Source organism: Thalassotalea euphylliae, assembly GCF_003390335.1.
GTDB classification, from domain to species: Bacteria; Pseudomonadota; Gammaproteobacteria; order Enterobacterales; family Alteromonadaceae; genus Thalassotalea_F; species Thalassotalea_F euphylliae_B.
Genome location: NZ_QUOU01000001.1, coordinates 282,925 through 299,688, shown reverse-complemented (window position 1 = coordinate 299,688; position 16,764 = coordinate 282,925). Strand labels below are relative to the sequence as shown.

Sequence of the window (16,764 nt, the reverse complement as noted above, 5' to 3'; positions counted from 1 at the left end):
TCTTACAAAACCATTTGGGTGTTGTATGGTTAAGCCTCACGGGCAATTAGTATCAGTTAGCTCAAGGCCTCACAACCCTTACACACCTGACCTATCAACGTCGTAGTCTCCAACGACCCTTCAGGGGACTTAAAGTCCCAGTGAGAACTCATCTCAAAGCCTGCTTCCCGCTTAGATGCTTTCAGCGGTTATCAGTTCCGAACGTAGCTACCCGGCAATGCTTCTGGCGAAACAACCGGAACACCAGAGGTTCGTCCACTCCGGTCCTCTCGTACTAGGAGCAGCCCTCTTCAATTCTCAAACGCCCACGGCAGATAGGGACCGAACTGTCTCACGACGTTCTAAACCCAGCTCGCGTACCACTTTAAATGGCGAACAGCCATACCCTTGGGACCGACTTCAGCCCCAGGATGTGATGAGCCGACATCGAGGTGCCAAACACCGCCGTCGATATGAACTCTTGGGCGGTATCAGCCTGTTATCCCCGGAGTACCTTTTATCCGTTGAGCGATGGCCCTTCCATACAGAACCACCGGATCACTATGACCTGCTTTCGCACCTGCTCGACGTGTCTGTCTCGCAGTTAAGCTGGCTTATGCCATTGCACTAACCGTACGATGTCCGACCGTACTTAGCCAACCTTCGTGCTCCTCCGTTACGCTTTGGGAGGAGACCGCCCCAGTCAAACTACCCACCAGACAGTGTCCCCAACCGAGATAATCGGCCCAGGTTAGAACATCACGCATACAAGGGTGGTATTTCAAGGTTGGCTCCACTCACACTGGCGTGCAAGTTTCAAAGCCTCCCACCTATCCTACACATGTAGGAGCAATGTTCACTGTCAAGCTATAGTAAAGGTTCACGGGGTCTTTCCGTCTAGCCGCGGGTATACGGCATCTTAACCGCAATTTCAATTTCACTGAGTCTCGGGTGGAGACAGTGTGGCCATGATTACGCCATTCGTGCAGGTCGGAACTTACCCGACAAGGAATTTCGCTACCTTAGGACCGTTATAGTTACGGCCGCCGTTTACCGGGGCTTCGATCATGAGCTTCGCAGAGCTAACCCAATCAATTAACCTTCCGGCACCGGGCAGGCGTCACACCGTATACGTCATCTTTCGATTTTGCACAGTGCTGTGTTTTTAATAAACAGTTCCAGCCACCTGGTTACTTCGACCGACCTCAGCTTAGGGAGCAAGTCCCATCACCAGAGCCGGCGTACCTTCTCCCGAAGTTACGGTACTATTTTGCCTAGTTCCTTCACCCGAGTTCTCTCAAGCGCCTTAGTATTCTCTACCTAACCACCTGTGTCGGTTTGGGGTACGGTTCCTTTATATCTATGCTTAGAAGCTTTTCCTGGAAGCAGGGCATCAACAACTTCAACGCCGTAGCGTCTCGTCTCGACTCTCAGCCTTAGAAACCCGGATTTGCCTAAGTTTCCAGCCTACAATCTTTCACATGGACAACCAACGCCATGCTTGCTTAGCCTTCTCCGTCCCTCCATCGCAATATAAAGAAGTACAGAAATATTAATCTGTTTCCCATCGACTACACCTCTCGGTCTCGCCTTAGGGGCCGACTTACCCTGCCCTGATTAACATGGGACAGGAAACCTTGGTCTTTCGGCGAGGGGGTTTTTCACCCCCTTTATCGTTACTCATGTCAGCATTCGCACTTCTGATACCTCCAGCATGCTTCTCAACACACCTTCAACGGCTTACAGAACGCTCCCCTACCACTTGAGCAAAAGCTCAAATCCGCAGCTTCGGTGCATAGTTTAGCCCCGTTACATCTTCCGCGCAGACCGACTCGACTAGTGAGCTATTACGCTTTCTTTAAAGGATGGCTGCTTCTAAGCCAACCTCCTAGCTGTCTATGCCTTTCCACATCGTTTCCCACTTAACTATGACTTTGGGACCTTAGCTGGCGGTCTGGGTTGTTTCCCTCTTCACTACGGACGTTAGCACCCATAGTGTGTCTCCCGGATAGTACTCATTGGTATTCGGAGTTTGCAAAGGGTTGGTAAGTCGGGATGACCCCCTAGCCTTAACAGTGCTCTACCCCCAATGGTATTCGTCCGAGGCTCTACCTAAATAGATTTCGGGGAGAACCAGCTATCTCCCGGCTTGATTAGCCTTTCACTCCGACCCACAGGTCATCACCGCATTTTTCAACATACGTGTGTTCGGTCCTCCAGTTGGTGTTACCCAACCTTCAACCTGCCCATGGGTAGATCGCCGGGTTTCGGGTCTATACCCTGCAACTGAACGCGCAGTTAACACTCGCTTTCGCTACGGCTCCCCTAATCGGTTAACCTTGCTACAGAATATAAGTCGCTGACCCATTATACAAAAGGTACGCAGTCACCCTAAGGCTTCCACTGCTTGTACGTATACGGTTTCAGGTTCTATTTCACTCCCCTCACAGGGGTTCTTTTCGCCTTTCCCTCACGGTACTGGTTCACTATCGGTCAGTTAGGAGTATTTAGCCTTGGAGGATGGTCCCCCCATGTTCAGTCAACATTTCACGTGTGCCGACCTACTCGATTTCACTTATGTTTGTCTTCGTGTACGGGGCTATCACCCTGTATCGCCAAGCTTTCCAGCTTGTTCCACTAACGCCCATAAGCTTAAGGGCTAATTCCCGTTCGCTCGCCGCTACTAAGGAAATCTCGGTTGATTTCTTTTCCTCGGGGTACTTAGATGTTTCAGTTCTCCCGGTTCGCCTCTTTACGCTATGTATTCACGTAAAGATAGTTGCTTATGCAACTGGGTTTCCCCATTCAGAAATCCTAGGTTATAACGGTTTTTATCACCTCACCTAGGCTTATCGCAGATTAACACGTCTTTCATCGCCTCTAACTGCCAAGGCATCCACCATATACGCTTAGTCACTTAACCATACAACCCCAAATAGTTTTGAGTCATCGAGAGACAAATCTCGATGCTAATGTATGACTGACATTTTCACGTACTCAATCAAATGAATGATTGGAGTATGCTTGAATTAGATTGAAATAAGATAAGGAAAAATCTTATTTCAGGTTTGATGCTTACAGCGCGACACTGTAATCATCATTCGAATATCCCACTCTTACGAGTGGTATATTCGGGATATATATCAGCTTTCCAAATTGTTAAAGAACTCAATTTAAGACGCATTCGCTTAAATCGTGGCTTCCCTCCTGATGGAGAGGAAAAACCAAATTAAAATTATCAGAGTTTCTGACACCTTTAATTTGGTTTTTCAGTCTTCAATTTCGTTATCAATGCAATGTGTGTGAACACTCAACATGGTGCGTTTTACGTCAAGATAAGGAGGTGATCCAACCCCAGGTTCCCCTAGGGTTACCTTGTTACGACTTCACCCCAGTCATGAATCACAAAGTGGTGACCGTCCTCCCTAAGGTTAAACTAGCCACTTCTTTTGCAACCCACTCCCATGGTGTGACGGGCGGTGTGTACAAGGCCCGGGAACGTATTCACCGCGACATTCTGATTCGCGATTACTAGCGATTCCGACTTCATGGAGTCGAGTTGCAGACTCCAATCCGGACTACGACGTACTTTCTGGGATTCGCTCCACCTCGCGGTCTTGCTGCCCTCTGTATACGCCATTGTAGCACGTGTGTAGCCCATCCCGTAAGGGCCATGATGACTTGACGTCGTCCCCACCTTCCTCCGGTTTATCACCGGCAGTCTCCTTAGAGTTCCCGACACGACTCGCTGGCAAATAAGGATAGGGGTTGCGCTCGTTGCGGGACTTAACCCAACATTTCACAACACGAGCTGACGACAGCCATGCAGCACCTGTCTCACAGTTCCCGAAGGCACGAAACTATCTCTAGTAACTTCTGTGGATGTCAAGGGATGGTAAGGTTCTTCGCGTTGCATCGAATTAAACCACATGCTCCACCGCTTGTGCGGGCCCCCGTCAATTCATTTGAGTTTTAACCTTGCGGCCGTACTCCCCAGGCGGTCAACTTAGCGCGTTAGCTACGCTACTCACGTTTCAAGAACACAAACAGCTAGTTGACATCGTTTACGGCGTGGACTACCAGGGTATCTAATCCTGTTCGCTCCCCACGCTTTCGTGCCTCAGCGTCAGTATCTGTCCAGGTGGCCGCCTTCGCCACTGATGTTCCTTCCAATCTCTACGCATTTCACCGCTACACTGGAAATTCCACCACCCTCTACAGTACTCTAGTCAAACAGTTCCAAATGCAGTTCCGAGGTTAAGCCCCGGGATTTCACATCTGGCTTATCAAACCGCCTACGCACGCTTTACGCCCAGTAATTCCGATTAACGCTCGCACCCTCCGTATTACCGCGGCTGCTGGCACGGAGTTAGCCGGTGCTTCTTCTGTCGCTAACGTCACAGCTAGCAGATATTACCTACTAACCTTTCCTCACGACTGAAAGTGCTTTACAACCCTAAGGCCTTCTTCACACACGCGGCATGGCTGCATCAGGGTTTCCCCCATTGTGCAATATTCCCCACTGCTGCCTCCCGTAGGAGTCTGGGCCGTGTCTCAGTCCCAGTGTGGCTGATCATCCTCTCAAACCAGCTAGAGATCGTCGCCATGGTAGGCCATTACCCCACCATCTAGCTAATCTCACTTGGGCTAATCTTTTGGCACGAGGTTCCGAAGAATCCCCCGCTTTGGTACTTCTCTTACGAAAAGCACATTATGCGGTATTAGCAGTCGTTTCCAACTGTTGTCCCCCACCAAAAGGCATATTCCCAAGCATTACTCACCCGTCCGCCGCTCGACGCCAAAGGAGCAAGCTCCTCTTCGTTTCCGCTCGACTTGCATGTGTTAAGCCTGCCGCCAGCGTTCAATCTGAGCCATGATCAAACTCTTCAATTAAAATCGTTTGTGAAGACACTTCCCTAAGAAAGGCTTCGGCTCAATGAATTCTGTACAAATAAAACTTATAAAAAAGTAGTTTTTGCATGAGTTCACTGAGTTAATTTTGGCAAACCTAAGTTTGCTTATTTGTAAAATCAACATCATGTGAATGCTCACACAAATTGCATGATAACTAATTGTTAAAGATGCCTACACGAAGTAGGTATACCGAACCGTTCATGGATGAACGTTTTGTTCGGTGCGAGTTAACAATCGCATTCGTTGTTAAACCGCTTACTCTCTCGTTGAGAGCGGATGCGCATTCTACGCTTCCTAGTTTTGATGTCAACAACTTTTTGAAAAAATTTTTAATTCATTTTCCTAAGTTATCTGACCCGTTCATTTAGTACATTCACTAACTAAACTTATCAAAACACTTCGTTGGGCTACCCCGTTGAAGATGAGGCGCATTTTAGAGACTTTCGAAAAAGGATCAAGCACTTTTTTCAACTTTCTTATCGTTCGCACAAATATCGGACAATCCAGTTAATTTATAGCCTTCAAAGAAGATCTAAAGCTGATCTTAGCGTTTTAATTAAACAAATGTAGTGAATAAAGATCTATAGTTAAAAGTAAATAAACATAAAACTCTACTACCATATAGAATTAAGAAATCATCATTACCCTATAAAAAGCAACTAACATCTTAATAAATGATAAAAAAGTGATGAGATCCGCGAAAGATTTCGTTACAGAGCGGCAAGCTTTGTTAACTTAAAGTTGCACTATCGACAAAGCTGAGTAACATAGCTCTGTATTTATACAATTTTTACAATAATAATTTCAGGTATAACTTATGAAGTCTTCTCAAGTCATTACGGCGTTTGCTTTAGCTATTGTTATGGGGGTTATTGCTTTTCTCATTGCCAATTCTATTGGTAAAGATGCAAATACTATAGCCGCTAGTGCTGCACTAGGTGCATTACTCGCAAATATTATCTCTTCTCTTATAAATAAAGATACCGCAGAGGATCTTACAGATACGAGCTCCTTACCTGTGAATGGTGAAATTAAAACGCTATATGTTGGCAACTTACCTTATCGCGCTAATGAGGCTGCAGTAAGAACGCTTTTTTCCGCTCACGGTGTAGTTCATTCAGTTCGCTTAATGAAAGATAAACATACTGGAAAGCGCAGAGGTTTCGGGTTTGTGGAAATCGCAGCGGCTGATTCTGACGGCGCAATATCTGCATTAAACGATTCAGAATTTCAGCAAAGAACACTGAAAGTAAGAGAAGCTAAGGAAAGGCCAGAAAAGACCAGTAACAATGAGTAACTCGTCGTCTATGTTGACACTTTCTATTTGGCTAGCAGTAACATCTTGACTAAAAAGCCCAGCAATTCGCTGGGCTTTTTGTATTAAGTAGATTAGCTAACTAGCTACTGGTGTATCTAGGCTTGTTCACGTGCAATAGCACGATAAGCAATATCAGTGCGAAACTCTACACCTTGCCAACTTATTTGATGTAGCAATTCATATGCAGCTTCTTGCGCAGATGTCACATCGTTCCCCAACGCAGTAGCACATAGTACACGCCCACCTGCTGTGACGATATCTCCATCCTTTATTGCAGTACCTGCGTGAAAGGTTTTGCGATCCTCGGCAGTGTTAGTCGCTAGACCTGAAATCACATCACCCTTGTTATAGCTACCAGGATAACCGCCAGCCGCTAACACCACTCCAACAGCTGCACGTGGATCGAAATCTATCACTTTACCCGCTAGCTCGCCATGACATGCGGCAAGGCATAATTCAACAAGATCGGATTGCAAGCGCATCATGATGGGCTGAGTTTCTGGATCACCAAAGCGGCAGTTGTATTCAATTACTTTTGGTGTGCCATCTTCTGCAATCATTAAGCCTGCATATAGGAAGCCAGTGTAGGGTGCATCTTCTTTTGCCATGCCTTCTACTGTTGGCATGATCACTTCTTTCATAATGCGATCATGAATTGCTGGTGTTACCACTGGTGCTGGAGAATAAGCCCCCATACCACCTGTATTTGGACCTTTGTCTTCGTTGTAGGCGCGCTTATGATCCTGACTTGTGGCAAACGGCACTACGTTTTTACCGTCAACCATAACAATAAAGCTGGCTTCTTCACCCGTTAAAAACTCTTCGATAACAACTCGGTGGCCAGCATCACCAAAAGCATTACCTGCGAGCATATCTTTAATAGCTTCTTCCGCTTCTTCAAGCGTCATCGCAACGATTACACCTTTACCCGCCGCTAAGCCATCAGCTTTAACCACAATCGGTGCACCTTGCTCACGAACATAAGCTAATGCAGGCTCAATTTCCGTGAAATTAGCATAGGCTGCGGTTGGAATGTTGTGACGCGCCAAGAAATCTTTGGTGAATGCCTTTGAGCCTTCCAGTTGCGCCGCTTTAGCTGATGGGCCAAAAATAGTTAAACCTTCGGCTTGGAATGCATCAACTACACCATCAACTAATGGTTGTTCTGGGCCAACAATGGTTAGCGCAATATTATTTTGTTTAGCAAAAGTCACTAATGCTGGAATATCGCCAACTGAGATTGCAACATTTTCCAGTTTATCTTCTGTACTGGTACCCGCATTACCCGGTGCGACAAATACTTTTTTCACTTTAGTAGATTGCGCCGCCTTCCATGCTAGGGCATGTTCACGACCACCACTGCCAATCACTAATACATTCATTGATAACTTTTCCTAACTAAAATAATAAAGAAGAGCACTGAGTCGCTTTTTAGGCCAAGCACAGTGCTCCTTCTTAATAGGTTAATCTTTACTAACGTAAAGCATTACATTTTTACAAACTTGAGCGTCATACGGTCACTTTCACCGATCGCTAAGTACTTTTCTTTGTCTTGCTCTTTTAAACGCAATACAGGTGGTAGCGTCCAAACACCTTTCGGGTGATCAGCAGTGTCTTTCGGGTTAGCATTAACTTCGCTCTTCGCCGCCAATTTAAAACCCGCCTTTTCCGCTAAATCAATCGTCATTTGCTCAGGAAAGTAACCACTGCGCTTGTTGTCTTCCCATTTTTGACTGGTTGGCATTCTGTGCTCAACCACACCTAGTACACCACCGCTTTTTAGTGCCTTATGCGCATCTTTGAACACTTGCAGCACGCCATTTTCACCCCAGTTGTGTAGGTTACGGAAGGTTAAGACAAGGTCTGCCGTGCCAGCTGGTGCAATTTCAGAAGCAACTCGTGGTGTGAAGTTAGTGAGCTCAACTTTACTAAAGACTTCATCACTCGCCATTTTCTGCTCTAAACGACGACGAGATTTGCTGTAGTAGTTGTCTTCACCTGTATCTGGGTAGTGAGCACCGTATAACTTACCGTTCGCTTTTAGCGCAGGGGCAAGAATTTCAGTGTACCAACCACCGCCTGGTGCCATTTCTACTACGGTCATGTCTGGCTTAAAACCAAAGAAAGCTAATGTTTCTTTTGGGTTACGGTAAGCATCACGTGCTTTATTTTTGGCACTGCGGTGATCGCCGTTGATCGCTTTCATTAGCTCAAAGCTAGTCGCGGCTTGTTTGCCGTGAGATGCGTGGGTATGTGCCATTGCTGGCAATGACGCCATAGTCAGTGAAATAAGTGAAGCGCTGAGTACTGTTTTTATTGTGTTCATAGTTCTTCCATAACAAGAGTTGTAGTTGATAATAACTAGACCCGTAAAGTTATAGCAGAATTCGTTAAAAGAGTCAGTGAAGCTGGTTGCCACTTGTCGTTGGAAACCAGTATTTTAACTATTTCAGTTAGCTAACTAACTGAAATAGTTTGCTGCCCTAAATTGAGGACTGATATGGCATTAATGGCGGAAATGGCGCATACCGGTAAATACCATCGCCATTCCGTGCTCATCAGCCGCTGCGATAACTTCGTCGTCGCGCATTGACCCCCCCGGCTGAATAACGGCAGTAATACCGGCTTCTGCAGCAGCATCAATACCATCACGGAATGGGAAGAAAGCATCAGATGCCATAACTGACCCCGCCACTTCCAAATTTTCATCCGCGGCTTTAATGCCCGCCACTTTCGCTGAGTAAACACGGCTCATTTGGCCAGCACCTACGCCAATCGTCATTGAGTTTTTCACGTAAACAATGGCGTTTGATTTCACGTATTTGGCCACCTTCCAGCAGAATTTTAAATCGCGTAACTCTTCCGCTGATGGTTGACGTTTAGTGACAACTTTCAGCTCATCATCAGTAACGCGGCCTTGGTCGCGATCTTGTACTAATAAACCGCCGTTAACACGCTTGTAGTCTAACCCTGTCGTTTGTGACTGCCATTGACCACATTCGAGGACACGAACATTTGGCTTCGCAGCAACAATTTGCGCAGCAGCTTCTGAAACTTTCGGTGCAATGATTACTTCAACAAACTGGCGCGAAATAATCGCTTCTGTGGTGTCAGCATCTAACTCGCGGTTAAAGGCAATAATGCCACCAAACGCTGAGGTAGGATCGGTTGTGTAGGCACTTTCATAAGCCGCTAAAATATTATCGCCAATTGCGACACCACACGGGTTAGCATGTTTAACGATAACACACGCTGGCTCGTCGAATTCTTTCACACACTCTAACGCTGCATCAGTATCGGCGATATTATTGTATGACAATGCCTTACCCTGAATTTGTTTTGCCGTAGCAACTGATGCTTCTTCTGGCTGTGCTTCAACATAAAACGCCGCATCTTGATGAGAGTTTTCGCCGTAACGCAAATCTTGCGCTTTAACGAATTGGCTGTTGATGGTGCGTGGGAATTTGTTTTTATTGTCAAAACCAACTTCGCTCTCGGCAGCATTGTCACCATAAGCTGGCAACATTTGGCCGAAGTAGTTAGCGATCATGCCATCATAGCTTGCCGTGTGCTCGTAAGCCGCAATCGCTAGATCAAAACGGGTTTTATAAGTAAGTGAGTCACTATTAGCGTCCATTTCTGCCAATACGCGATTGTAGTCATGGGCATTAACAATAATTGTCACGTCTTTGTGGTTCTTAGCCGCCGCACGCACCATCGTTGGGCCACCGATATCGATGTTCTCAATGGCATCTTCTAATGAACAATCATCATTGGCGACGGTATTAGCAAATGGGTAAAGGTTTACTACCACCATATCAATGGCATCAATATTGTTCTCTGCCATCACGCCTTCATCCATACCACGGCGGGCTAAAATACCGCCATGTACTTTCGGGTGAAGCGTTTTAACACGGCCGTCCATAATTTCTGGGTGACCTGTATAGTCAGACACTTCCGTGACGTTAATACCATTGTCGGCAAGTAATTTCGCCGTGCCACCAGTAGAGAGCAGTTCAACACCTTTGTGAGCGAGTGCTTGTGCGAACTCGACAATACCAGTTTTATCAGAAACACTAAGTAGTGCACGTTTGATTGGGCGTAGGGTATCCATTGCTATTTCTATTACCTGTATCTTTATTAATGTAGTCTGGCCTGTGACATATGTCCGTGGCAAAAACCAAGTACGCTTGCTAAATCTGCTGGTGAGCGTATCTGCAAGTTCTACTTAGTGTCGCTCCTGCGATTCAGATTCTAATTATTCTTACTTTGGTACGCTTAGTACGTTCATGCTTTGCGCTTTTTAGTCTAGCAGTTTAAATGCTGACTGATTGGTTCACTTTTCAAAGCCCAAAAACAAAGAAAGCACCCTAAGGTGCTTTCTGTAAAATTCGATATTAGTTCATACCGTATTTTTTCAATTTCTTGCGAAGTGTGCCGCGGTTGATACCTAGCAAGTTTGCCGCGCGGGTTTGGTTGCCGCGAGTGTAAGTCATCACTTCTTCTAACATTGGCGCTTCAATTTCAGAAAGTACCAATTCATACATATCGTCTACATCATTACCATTCAATTGTGACAAGTAGTTTTTGATAGCGATTTTCGCTTGAGTGCGCAGTGGTGACGCCTTCGTAGTTTGCTGCTGAATATCAGTTACATTGGTAATGAAAGGAGAAGAAATATTTTGTTCAAACATAAAGTTCAGACTCTTATCTAGTTAAGTTATCAAAATACATGTTTAACGCTTCGAGCTGTTCGCTAGTTGACTCGAGGCCGTTAAAACTTGATCGAAAAATTTTACCCTGGTCATGCGTCTGCATATACCAAGACACGTGTTTGCGAGCGATTCTCACGCCCATAAAGTCACCATAAAATTGGTGTAACTCACTCACATGTCCTAATAAGATTGCACGCACTTCCTCCATTGAAGGCTCAGGTAGTACCTCACCTGTGTCGAGATAGTGGTTAATCTCGCGAAAAATCCACGGCCTACCCTGGGCTGCACGACCAATCATGATCGCATCAGCATTGGTGAACTCCAGTACCTCTGCCGCTTTCTGCGCAGAAGTAATGTCACCATTTGCGACAACCGGAATTGAAACTGCTTTTTTAATTGCCTTGATCGTGTCGTACTCGGCGTTGCCTTTATAAAAGTCACTACGAGTTCGACCGTGAACAGCTAACGACTGAATGCCATTGTGTTCAGCAATTTTTGCGATTTCGATGCCATTGCGCGAATTTTCACACCAACCCGTTCGAATTTTCAGCGTTACTGGCACGTCTACCGCTTCGACCACGGCTTGAACAATTTGTTCAACCTGATCAGGAGCTTTAAGCAACGCCGAACCGGCGAGTTTTTTATTTACTTTCTTTGCTGGGCACCCCATATTGATATCAATAATTTGGGCACCGTTTTGCACATTAACCTGAGCTGCAAACGCCATCTCCTGAGGATCAGAACCAGCAATCTGTACTGAACGAATACCCGCTTCCGCGCTGTGTACCATTCTGAGTTTCGATTTTTCTGTATTCCAAACCTTGGGGTTGGCCGACACCATTTCAGATACCGCCAAGCCAGCGCCCATCTGACAACAAAGCTGTCTAAACGGTTTATCAGTAATGCCTGCCATTGGCGCAAGCATTGCCTTACTTTTTAGCTGGTAGCTGCCTATCTTCACTGCTGCTTTTTTGAGCTCTTGGTCAAAAGGGCGCACAGTTTACGTGTTTTTTTTAGGATTGAAAAGGATATAAATTGAACAAATTTAGCTTTTTTTTGATTTTTTAATATTGACTTTTGAGTTAATTTTTAAACGCGCAGAAATTGTACGGATATTACCAAATTCGTACAATTTTCTGCTTGACTTTCAGCTGAAGCATTTGCTCTAAATCGCGCTGTGACGCCCTGATAATCGAACCCATTCGTCTTGCACCATAATTGGGTCCATGGTGCACCACTGGCCGTAGATGGTTTGTAATTCCGGCGCTTGATTTTCCAACACACCAGATAGTGCTAGCAAACCGTTGTCACCGACAAACTCAACTATCGTTGGCGCGAGCTCTTTTAATGGACCAGCAAGAATGTTGGCAACAACGACATCTGCTTTTAAGCTTGGTTGATCTTTAGGAAGGTAAAGTTCGAGTCGGTCTTCACAACCGTTGCGCTTGGCATTTTCACGGCTGGCTTGTAGTGCTTGCGGGTCAATATCAATACCGATCACTTTTTCCGCCCCCAGTTTAAGTGCAGCGAGTGATAAAATGCCTGAGCCACAGCCAAAGTCGACGACGGTTTTACCGGTGAGGTCTAAACCATCTAACCAAGTTAAACACAAGGCGGTTGTTGGGTGTGTGCCCGTACCAAAAGCAAGGCCGGGATCAAGCATGACATTAACAGCATCTGGCTCTGGTACTTCACGCCAGCTTGGGCAAATCCATAAACGCTCGCCAAACTTCATGGGGTGGAAGTTATCCATCCACTCGCGCTCCCAGTCTTTGTCTTCTAACTGCTCGAGTTTATAGGCCATTTCGGCTTTGTCTGGGTGAATAGATTTAAGGTAGCTAATCACTTTATCCATATCATGGGCCGCATCAAACAAGCCCATGACGACGGTATTGGCCCAATAGATGACTTCATCACCAGGCAGTGGTTCGTAAATCGGTGTATCTTGCGCATCAATAAAGGTAACGGCTTGAGCGCCTGCTGCACTTAACCAATCACTGTATTTTTCTGCCGTTTCTTCGTTGGCTTGTAACCTCAACTGTATCCAAGGCATTAGGTATCTCTATTAAACTATTTATAGTAAAGTTGTCGCAAAGTTTACCACTCATCAAGTGTTGAGAGTACCTTTGTGTTTTTGCCCTTTGCGTTTTATTAAGGTGTATGTCATCAACATTTTTCGCTCATTAACTCGTATTTTTCGACAACAGCTTAAATGCTATAGCTGGCTGCTAGCATCCGTTGCATGGCTAGCGCTGCCTGCTTGGTCGCAACAGCTTAGCGTGAAAGTTGTAACTGAACAGCTGCCACCTTTACAAATTCACCATCAAGGTGAAGCGCCTACTGGTGCCATGGTAGAAATAGTTGAGCTACTGCTCCAACAAGCAACGCTAGACGGGCAAATCGTTTTTTATCCCTGGGCAAGAGCTTACGAAGTCGCACAACAGCAAGCGAATACGCTTATTTTTTCGATAATGCGAACGCCAGCCAGAGAGCACAAGTTTCATTGGGTTGCGCCATTACTTGCAGATACCGTGCATTTGATCAGACTAAAATCTCGGCCAGAGCTAGCCATCAGCGCTATTGAGCAAGCCAAACAGTTTCGCATCGGCGTAACGCGCTCTGATATTGCTCAATTCTATTTAGAGGAAAAAGGATTTACCACAGAGCAAAATATCTTGTTGAGCTCGTCTTATCCGCGATTGTGGCAATCACTGTTCGATCGCAAGGTTGACTATATAATGGCGAATGAATTTATGTGGCGACAAAAGCAAACCTTTGAAGGGGAAACCTTTCAACCGATTGAAGTTGCATTAAGCTTAGATGATTTCGCCCAAGACTATTACTTAGCGGCAAGTTTGAATACTTCGCCAATAATCATTTCAAAATTAAAGAAAGCGCTGGAAAAAATTCACCAAAGCGGACAATATCTGGCAATACTACAAAAATGGCACTTGGCTGATTAATGAAATATTTTCCGGTTTTCTTAGATAGTCGCTTTATTCAAGCGTTAATCATTGGCGGTGGTGAAGTCGCTGCGCGTAAAATTGAATTACTATTAAAATCGACGACCAAGATTACCGTAATGAGCAGCAAGCTCAACCCAACCGTGCAGCGTTTAATCAAGGAACACCAACTAACTTGGTTAGCGCATGCTTATGAGCCGGGTCACATGGCTGATATGTCGATAGTCATTGCTGCCACTGATGACGCAGATGTTAATGCCAATGTGCAAAAAGAGGCGAGCCAGCTTGGGCTGCTGGTGAATGTAGTTGACCAACCTGAGCTTTGCTCATATATCACACCCGCCATTATTGACCGCGACCCTATGATAGTCGCCATTTCCAGCTCAGGCAGTGCACCAATTCTTGTGCGCATGCTGCGCGAGCAAATAGAGCGTATTATGCCCAACGCTTACGGCAAACTGGCTGACTTCTCGTTCAAGTTCCGCGACCATGTTAAAGCGCGGGTAAAGGGTCTATCTAACCGTCGTCAATTTTGGGAAACAACATTACGTGGTACTATCGGCGAAAACATTCTTGCTGGCCGAGTCACAGCAGCAGAGCAGCAATTGTTCAGCAGTTTAAAAAGTGAAGTACCGCCACAACAAGGCAGTATTACCTTTGTTCATACCATGACAGGTAACCCAGACAACATGACCCTTGCCATTCACAAGGCGTGTCAATTTGCCGATGCCGTTTTCTACGACGAACAAGTCAATCTCGCGTTTTTGGAATACGTACGCCGTGATGCGGAAAAATACCCTCAGAGTATTGCCGCCAGTATCAGTGTTAATTACCAACATGCCATTGAACTCGCCGAGCGTGGCGCCCGTGTTATTTACTTTCTCGATGGCTACGAACCATTACCCGCAAACAAAGCCCTACAAGAGAGCAACATACTCAAGCAAACCTTTGTTTGCGGCAGTTAATATCCATGAATATAAATACCCATGCTACTTCAAGATACATGATTTCAGCGCTTTCACAGGGCCCAATATCAAGGTACAGCTTGCCTAAATGGCTACTTCCCTTTCAATAAGCGATATCGCAGAGAGTGAGTGCCTGTGAAGCGCCCTATCTACCTTAAAAAAATGGGTTGGTTTAAAAGCGATTTATGCAGCGTTATTAATTTTAACAAGGGAGCGACCATTCTTTGTAATCAATGCCTTGCCTAAATCACTTTTAATTCCAACTGAAACAAGCACTTTAAAGCAGCATGGGTATAGAGCACAAACGGCGCGCTATGCTCCAGTTGCACTAAAGTCAATACTGTCACTTGCGAAAATGTAATTTATTGTTAACATTGATGTTTAGGTATGTGGTTAGACCATCATCTATCGAACAAAGTCGTTGAGCAATGGCTACCTTTACTATTTGCCACCACGAGAAGAATAACGATAAAGCTGGAGCCGCCAAGGCGCTGAGCAAACTCAACTATTGATATAGACAAGCTGACTACCTAGCAACAGGGATCTGTATTAGTAATGGACATCATACAGGGTTGAATGAATGAGTATTACTGTAGTTACTTTTGCGGCTATATTGGCCTTATTAGCTATTTATTTTTCAATAAATAGCGTTGCACTGCTAACGAACAAAGTGAATCAAGCTATCGGTATCTCAAGTCGCGTTCGTGCCATCAGCTATTTTATTGTCGCACTCATTGGTTATGCTCCGCTCTACTACTTCAATGATCACCAGCAAAAGCAAAAGATTGCGAACGCCAATGGTTTTGATAACTATCAAACCTATCAAACAGCAAAAACAAAGGCTGACGCACACAAGCTTACCCTTGAAAAATACCAAGCGATCATGGCAAATGCCAAACAAGCAGGTTTTACTTCCTATATTGACTACCAGCAGCATTTAGAAGCACAAGCATACGATTACGACGATTACACTACCTATAAACGCGATTTACGGCTCGCGAAAAGCTATGGTTTTCCGCTTGAAATTTACCGCATGGCGAAATCGGATGCAGCAGCGCAAAACTTTGAATATTTTGATGACTACTTAGTCGCCCGTGAAAAAGGCGCACTGAAAAAGAAACTGACCTTAGTATCAAAATCAGATGGCGACTTCACCATTGACAGCGTGCCGCTGGGGGCGAAGAAAAGTGAGCTTCTGTCGCTCATTGAAAACTGTAAAATCAATCAAATGCCTGACTACAACTTTCCTATTACCAAAACACTAGCCCCTAGAAAAGAGGCACTAGTCGATCACTTTTTCCCAGAAACCTCTACGAACAGTAATTTTGGTCTCACTAACTACACCATGAATTTTTCGGTCATGTCTGGGTTAGACTTAAAAGCCATCACTAAGTATGAAATGAAGTGCGACAAAGGCCGTTATGATCTATGGTTTTTGAACTCTGACGACACTTTAGTGTTTTACGAAAAAACCCTAAAAATGCCCGGTGTCTACCAATTTGAAACCACAGTAGAGCGACTCGAGCGTATCTTCTACGCCAAGTGCGACGATGACTTTGAAATTGGCTTGGAAACTAGCTTTGAAGAGCACGGCACAAGGTCAGTAAAAAATATGTACTGCAAAAACTTCCAAGACTACATTATTGCCACAATTGTTGATGGTCCAGTGATTACTGGTGTTAGGCAATACCCAAGTATCCATATCGGTTACCTGAGCCAGCGCCAGTGGAAAAAATACATTAATAATCTACACAACGTTAAAGGGAAGCCTACCAATACTCGTTTGAGCCAAAGCGAGGACAAAAATGGCACTAAGTCGTTTGAAAATCGAATTTGAAATAAGCGCAAAAGCGTTATCAACATAGTAGGCAGCCATCGCAGTCTTTTTGTTTTAAACGCTTTGTCTAACT

The 16,764-nt window shown here is 45.2% G+C and carries 10 protein-coding genes and 2 rRNA genes; 4 read left to right on the top strand and 8 right to left on the bottom strand.

Features of this window, described 5'->3' with window-relative positions; genetic code table 11:
* Positions 1 to 25: 25 nt before the first annotated feature.
* Together DXX93_RS01295 and DXX93_RS01290 are read right to left on the bottom strand one after the other, a co-directional pair.
* Positions 26 to 2,902 (bottom strand): 23S ribosomal RNA (locus DXX93_RS01295).
* 413 nt (positions 2,903 to 3,315) lie between these two features.
* Positions 3,316 to 4,872 (bottom strand): 16S ribosomal RNA (locus tag DXX93_RS01290).
* Together the 16S and 23S rRNA genes form the textbook arrangement of a ribosomal RNA operon.
* An 838-nt stretch (positions 4,873 to 5,710) precedes the next feature.
* Here DXX93_RS01290 and DXX93_RS01285 point away from each other — a divergent pair.
* Positions 5,711 to 6,190: an RNA recognition motif domain-containing protein gene (locus DXX93_RS01285; protein WP_181902105.1), complete on the top strand. Its 480-nt coding sequence runs from the start codon at positions 5,711 to 5,713 to the stop codon at positions 6,188 to 6,190.
* Between the two features lie 116 nt (positions 6,191 to 6,306).
* Here the strand turns inward: DXX93_RS01285 and purD are convergent, their stop codons facing one another.
* The 6 genes from purD to prmA all read right to left on the bottom strand — a co-directional run bounded on the left by purD (position 6,307) and on the right by prmA (position 12,979).
* Positions 6,307 to 7,593 carry a phosphoribosylamine--glycine ligase gene (gene purD / locus DXX93_RS01280; protein ID WP_116006481.1) on the bottom strand — a complete coding sequence of 429 codons (1,287 nt, stop codon included), beginning with the start codon at positions 7,591 to 7,593 and terminating at the stop codon, positions 6,307 to 6,309.
* Positions 7,594 to 7,697: 104 nt separating this feature from the next.
* Positions 7,698 to 8,528, bottom strand: coding sequence for a class I SAM-dependent methyltransferase (locus tag DXX93_RS01275; protein WP_116009787.1), 831 nt, complete (start codon positions 8,526 to 8,528; stop codon positions 7,698 to 7,700).
* Between the two features lie 189 nt (positions 8,529 to 8,717).
* Positions 8,718 to 10,325, bottom strand: coding sequence for a bifunctional phosphoribosylaminoimidazolecarboxamide formyltransferase/IMP cyclohydrolase (gene purH / locus DXX93_RS01270; RefSeq protein ID WP_116006480.1), 1,608 nt, complete (start codon positions 10,323 to 10,325; stop codon positions 8,718 to 8,720).
* Positions 10,326 to 10,608: 283 nt separating this feature from the next.
* Complete coding sequence (gene fis / locus DXX93_RS01265) at positions 10,609 to 10,905, bottom strand: DNA-binding transcriptional regulator Fis (protein ID WP_115998772.1); 297 nt, start codon at positions 10,903 to 10,905, stop codon at positions 10,609 to 10,611.
* A gap of 13 nt (positions 10,906 to 10,918) precedes the next feature.
* A complete protein-coding gene (gene dusB / locus DXX93_RS01260; RefSeq protein ID WP_116009786.1) occupies positions 10,919 to 11,887 on the bottom strand; it encodes a tRNA dihydrouridine synthase DusB in 969 nt (322 codons plus the stop codon).
* Positions 11,888 to 12,091: 204 nt separating this feature from the next.
* The gene (gene prmA / locus DXX93_RS01255) at positions 12,092 to 12,979 is read right to left on the bottom strand and encodes a 50S ribosomal protein L11 methyltransferase (RefSeq protein ID WP_116006479.1); all 888 of its coding nucleotides are present in this window, start codon (positions 12,977 to 12,979) and stop codon (positions 12,092 to 12,094) included.
* Between the two features lie 226 nt (positions 12,980 to 13,205).
* Between prmA and DXX93_RS01250 the strand changes: the two genes are divergently transcribed.
* The 3 genes from DXX93_RS01250 to DXX93_RS01240 all read left to right on the top strand — a co-directional run bounded on the left by DXX93_RS01250 (position 13,206) and on the right by DXX93_RS01240 (position 16,691).
* Positions 13,206 to 13,889: a substrate-binding periplasmic protein gene (locus DXX93_RS01250; protein WP_181902104.1), complete on the top strand. Its 684-nt coding sequence runs from the start codon at positions 13,206 to 13,208 to the stop codon at positions 13,887 to 13,889.
* On the top strand, positions 13,889 to 14,854 hold the full coding sequence (locus DXX93_RS01245) for a siroheme synthase (RefSeq protein ID WP_116006477.1): 966 nt from the start codon (positions 13,889 to 13,891) through the stop codon (positions 14,852 to 14,854). Before DXX93_RS01250 ends, DXX93_RS01245 begins: the two co-directional genes overlap by 1 nt.
* Before the next feature lie 580 nt (positions 14,855 to 15,434).
* A complete protein-coding gene (locus tag DXX93_RS01240; protein ID WP_116006476.1) occupies positions 15,435 to 16,691 on the top strand; it encodes a hypothetical protein in 1,257 nt (418 codons plus the stop codon).
* The last annotated feature ends 73 nt before the right edge of the window (positions 16,692 to 16,764 follow it).

Bases quoted from the DNA above. Each gene is read 5' to 3' on its own strand.
- prmA (WP_116006479.1), bottom strand. From the start codon at position 12,979: ATGCCTTGGATACAGTTGAGGTTACAAGCCAACGAAGAAACGGCAGAA.
- DXX93_RS01245 (WP_116006477.1), top strand. From the start codon at position 13,889: ATGAAATATTTTCCGGTTTTCTTAGATAGTCGCTTTATTCAAGCGTTA.
- DXX93_RS01285 (WP_181902105.1), top strand. From the start codon at position 5,711: ATGAAGTCTTCTCAAGTCATTACGGCGTTTGCTTTAGCTATTGTTATG.
- purD (WP_116006481.1), bottom strand. From the start codon at position 7,593: ATGAATGTATTAGTGATTGGCAGTGGTGGTCGTGAACATGCCCTAGCA.
- purH (WP_116006480.1), bottom strand. From the start codon at position 10,325: ATGGATACCCTACGCCCAATCAAACGTGCACTACTTAGTGTTTCTGAT.
- fis (WP_115998772.1), bottom strand. From the start codon at position 10,905: ATGTTTGAACAAAATATTTCTTCTCCTTTCATTACCAATGTAACTGAT.
- DXX93_RS01240 (WP_116006476.1), top strand. From the start codon at position 15,435: ATGAGTATTACTGTAGTTACTTTTGCGGCTATATTGGCCTTATTAGCT.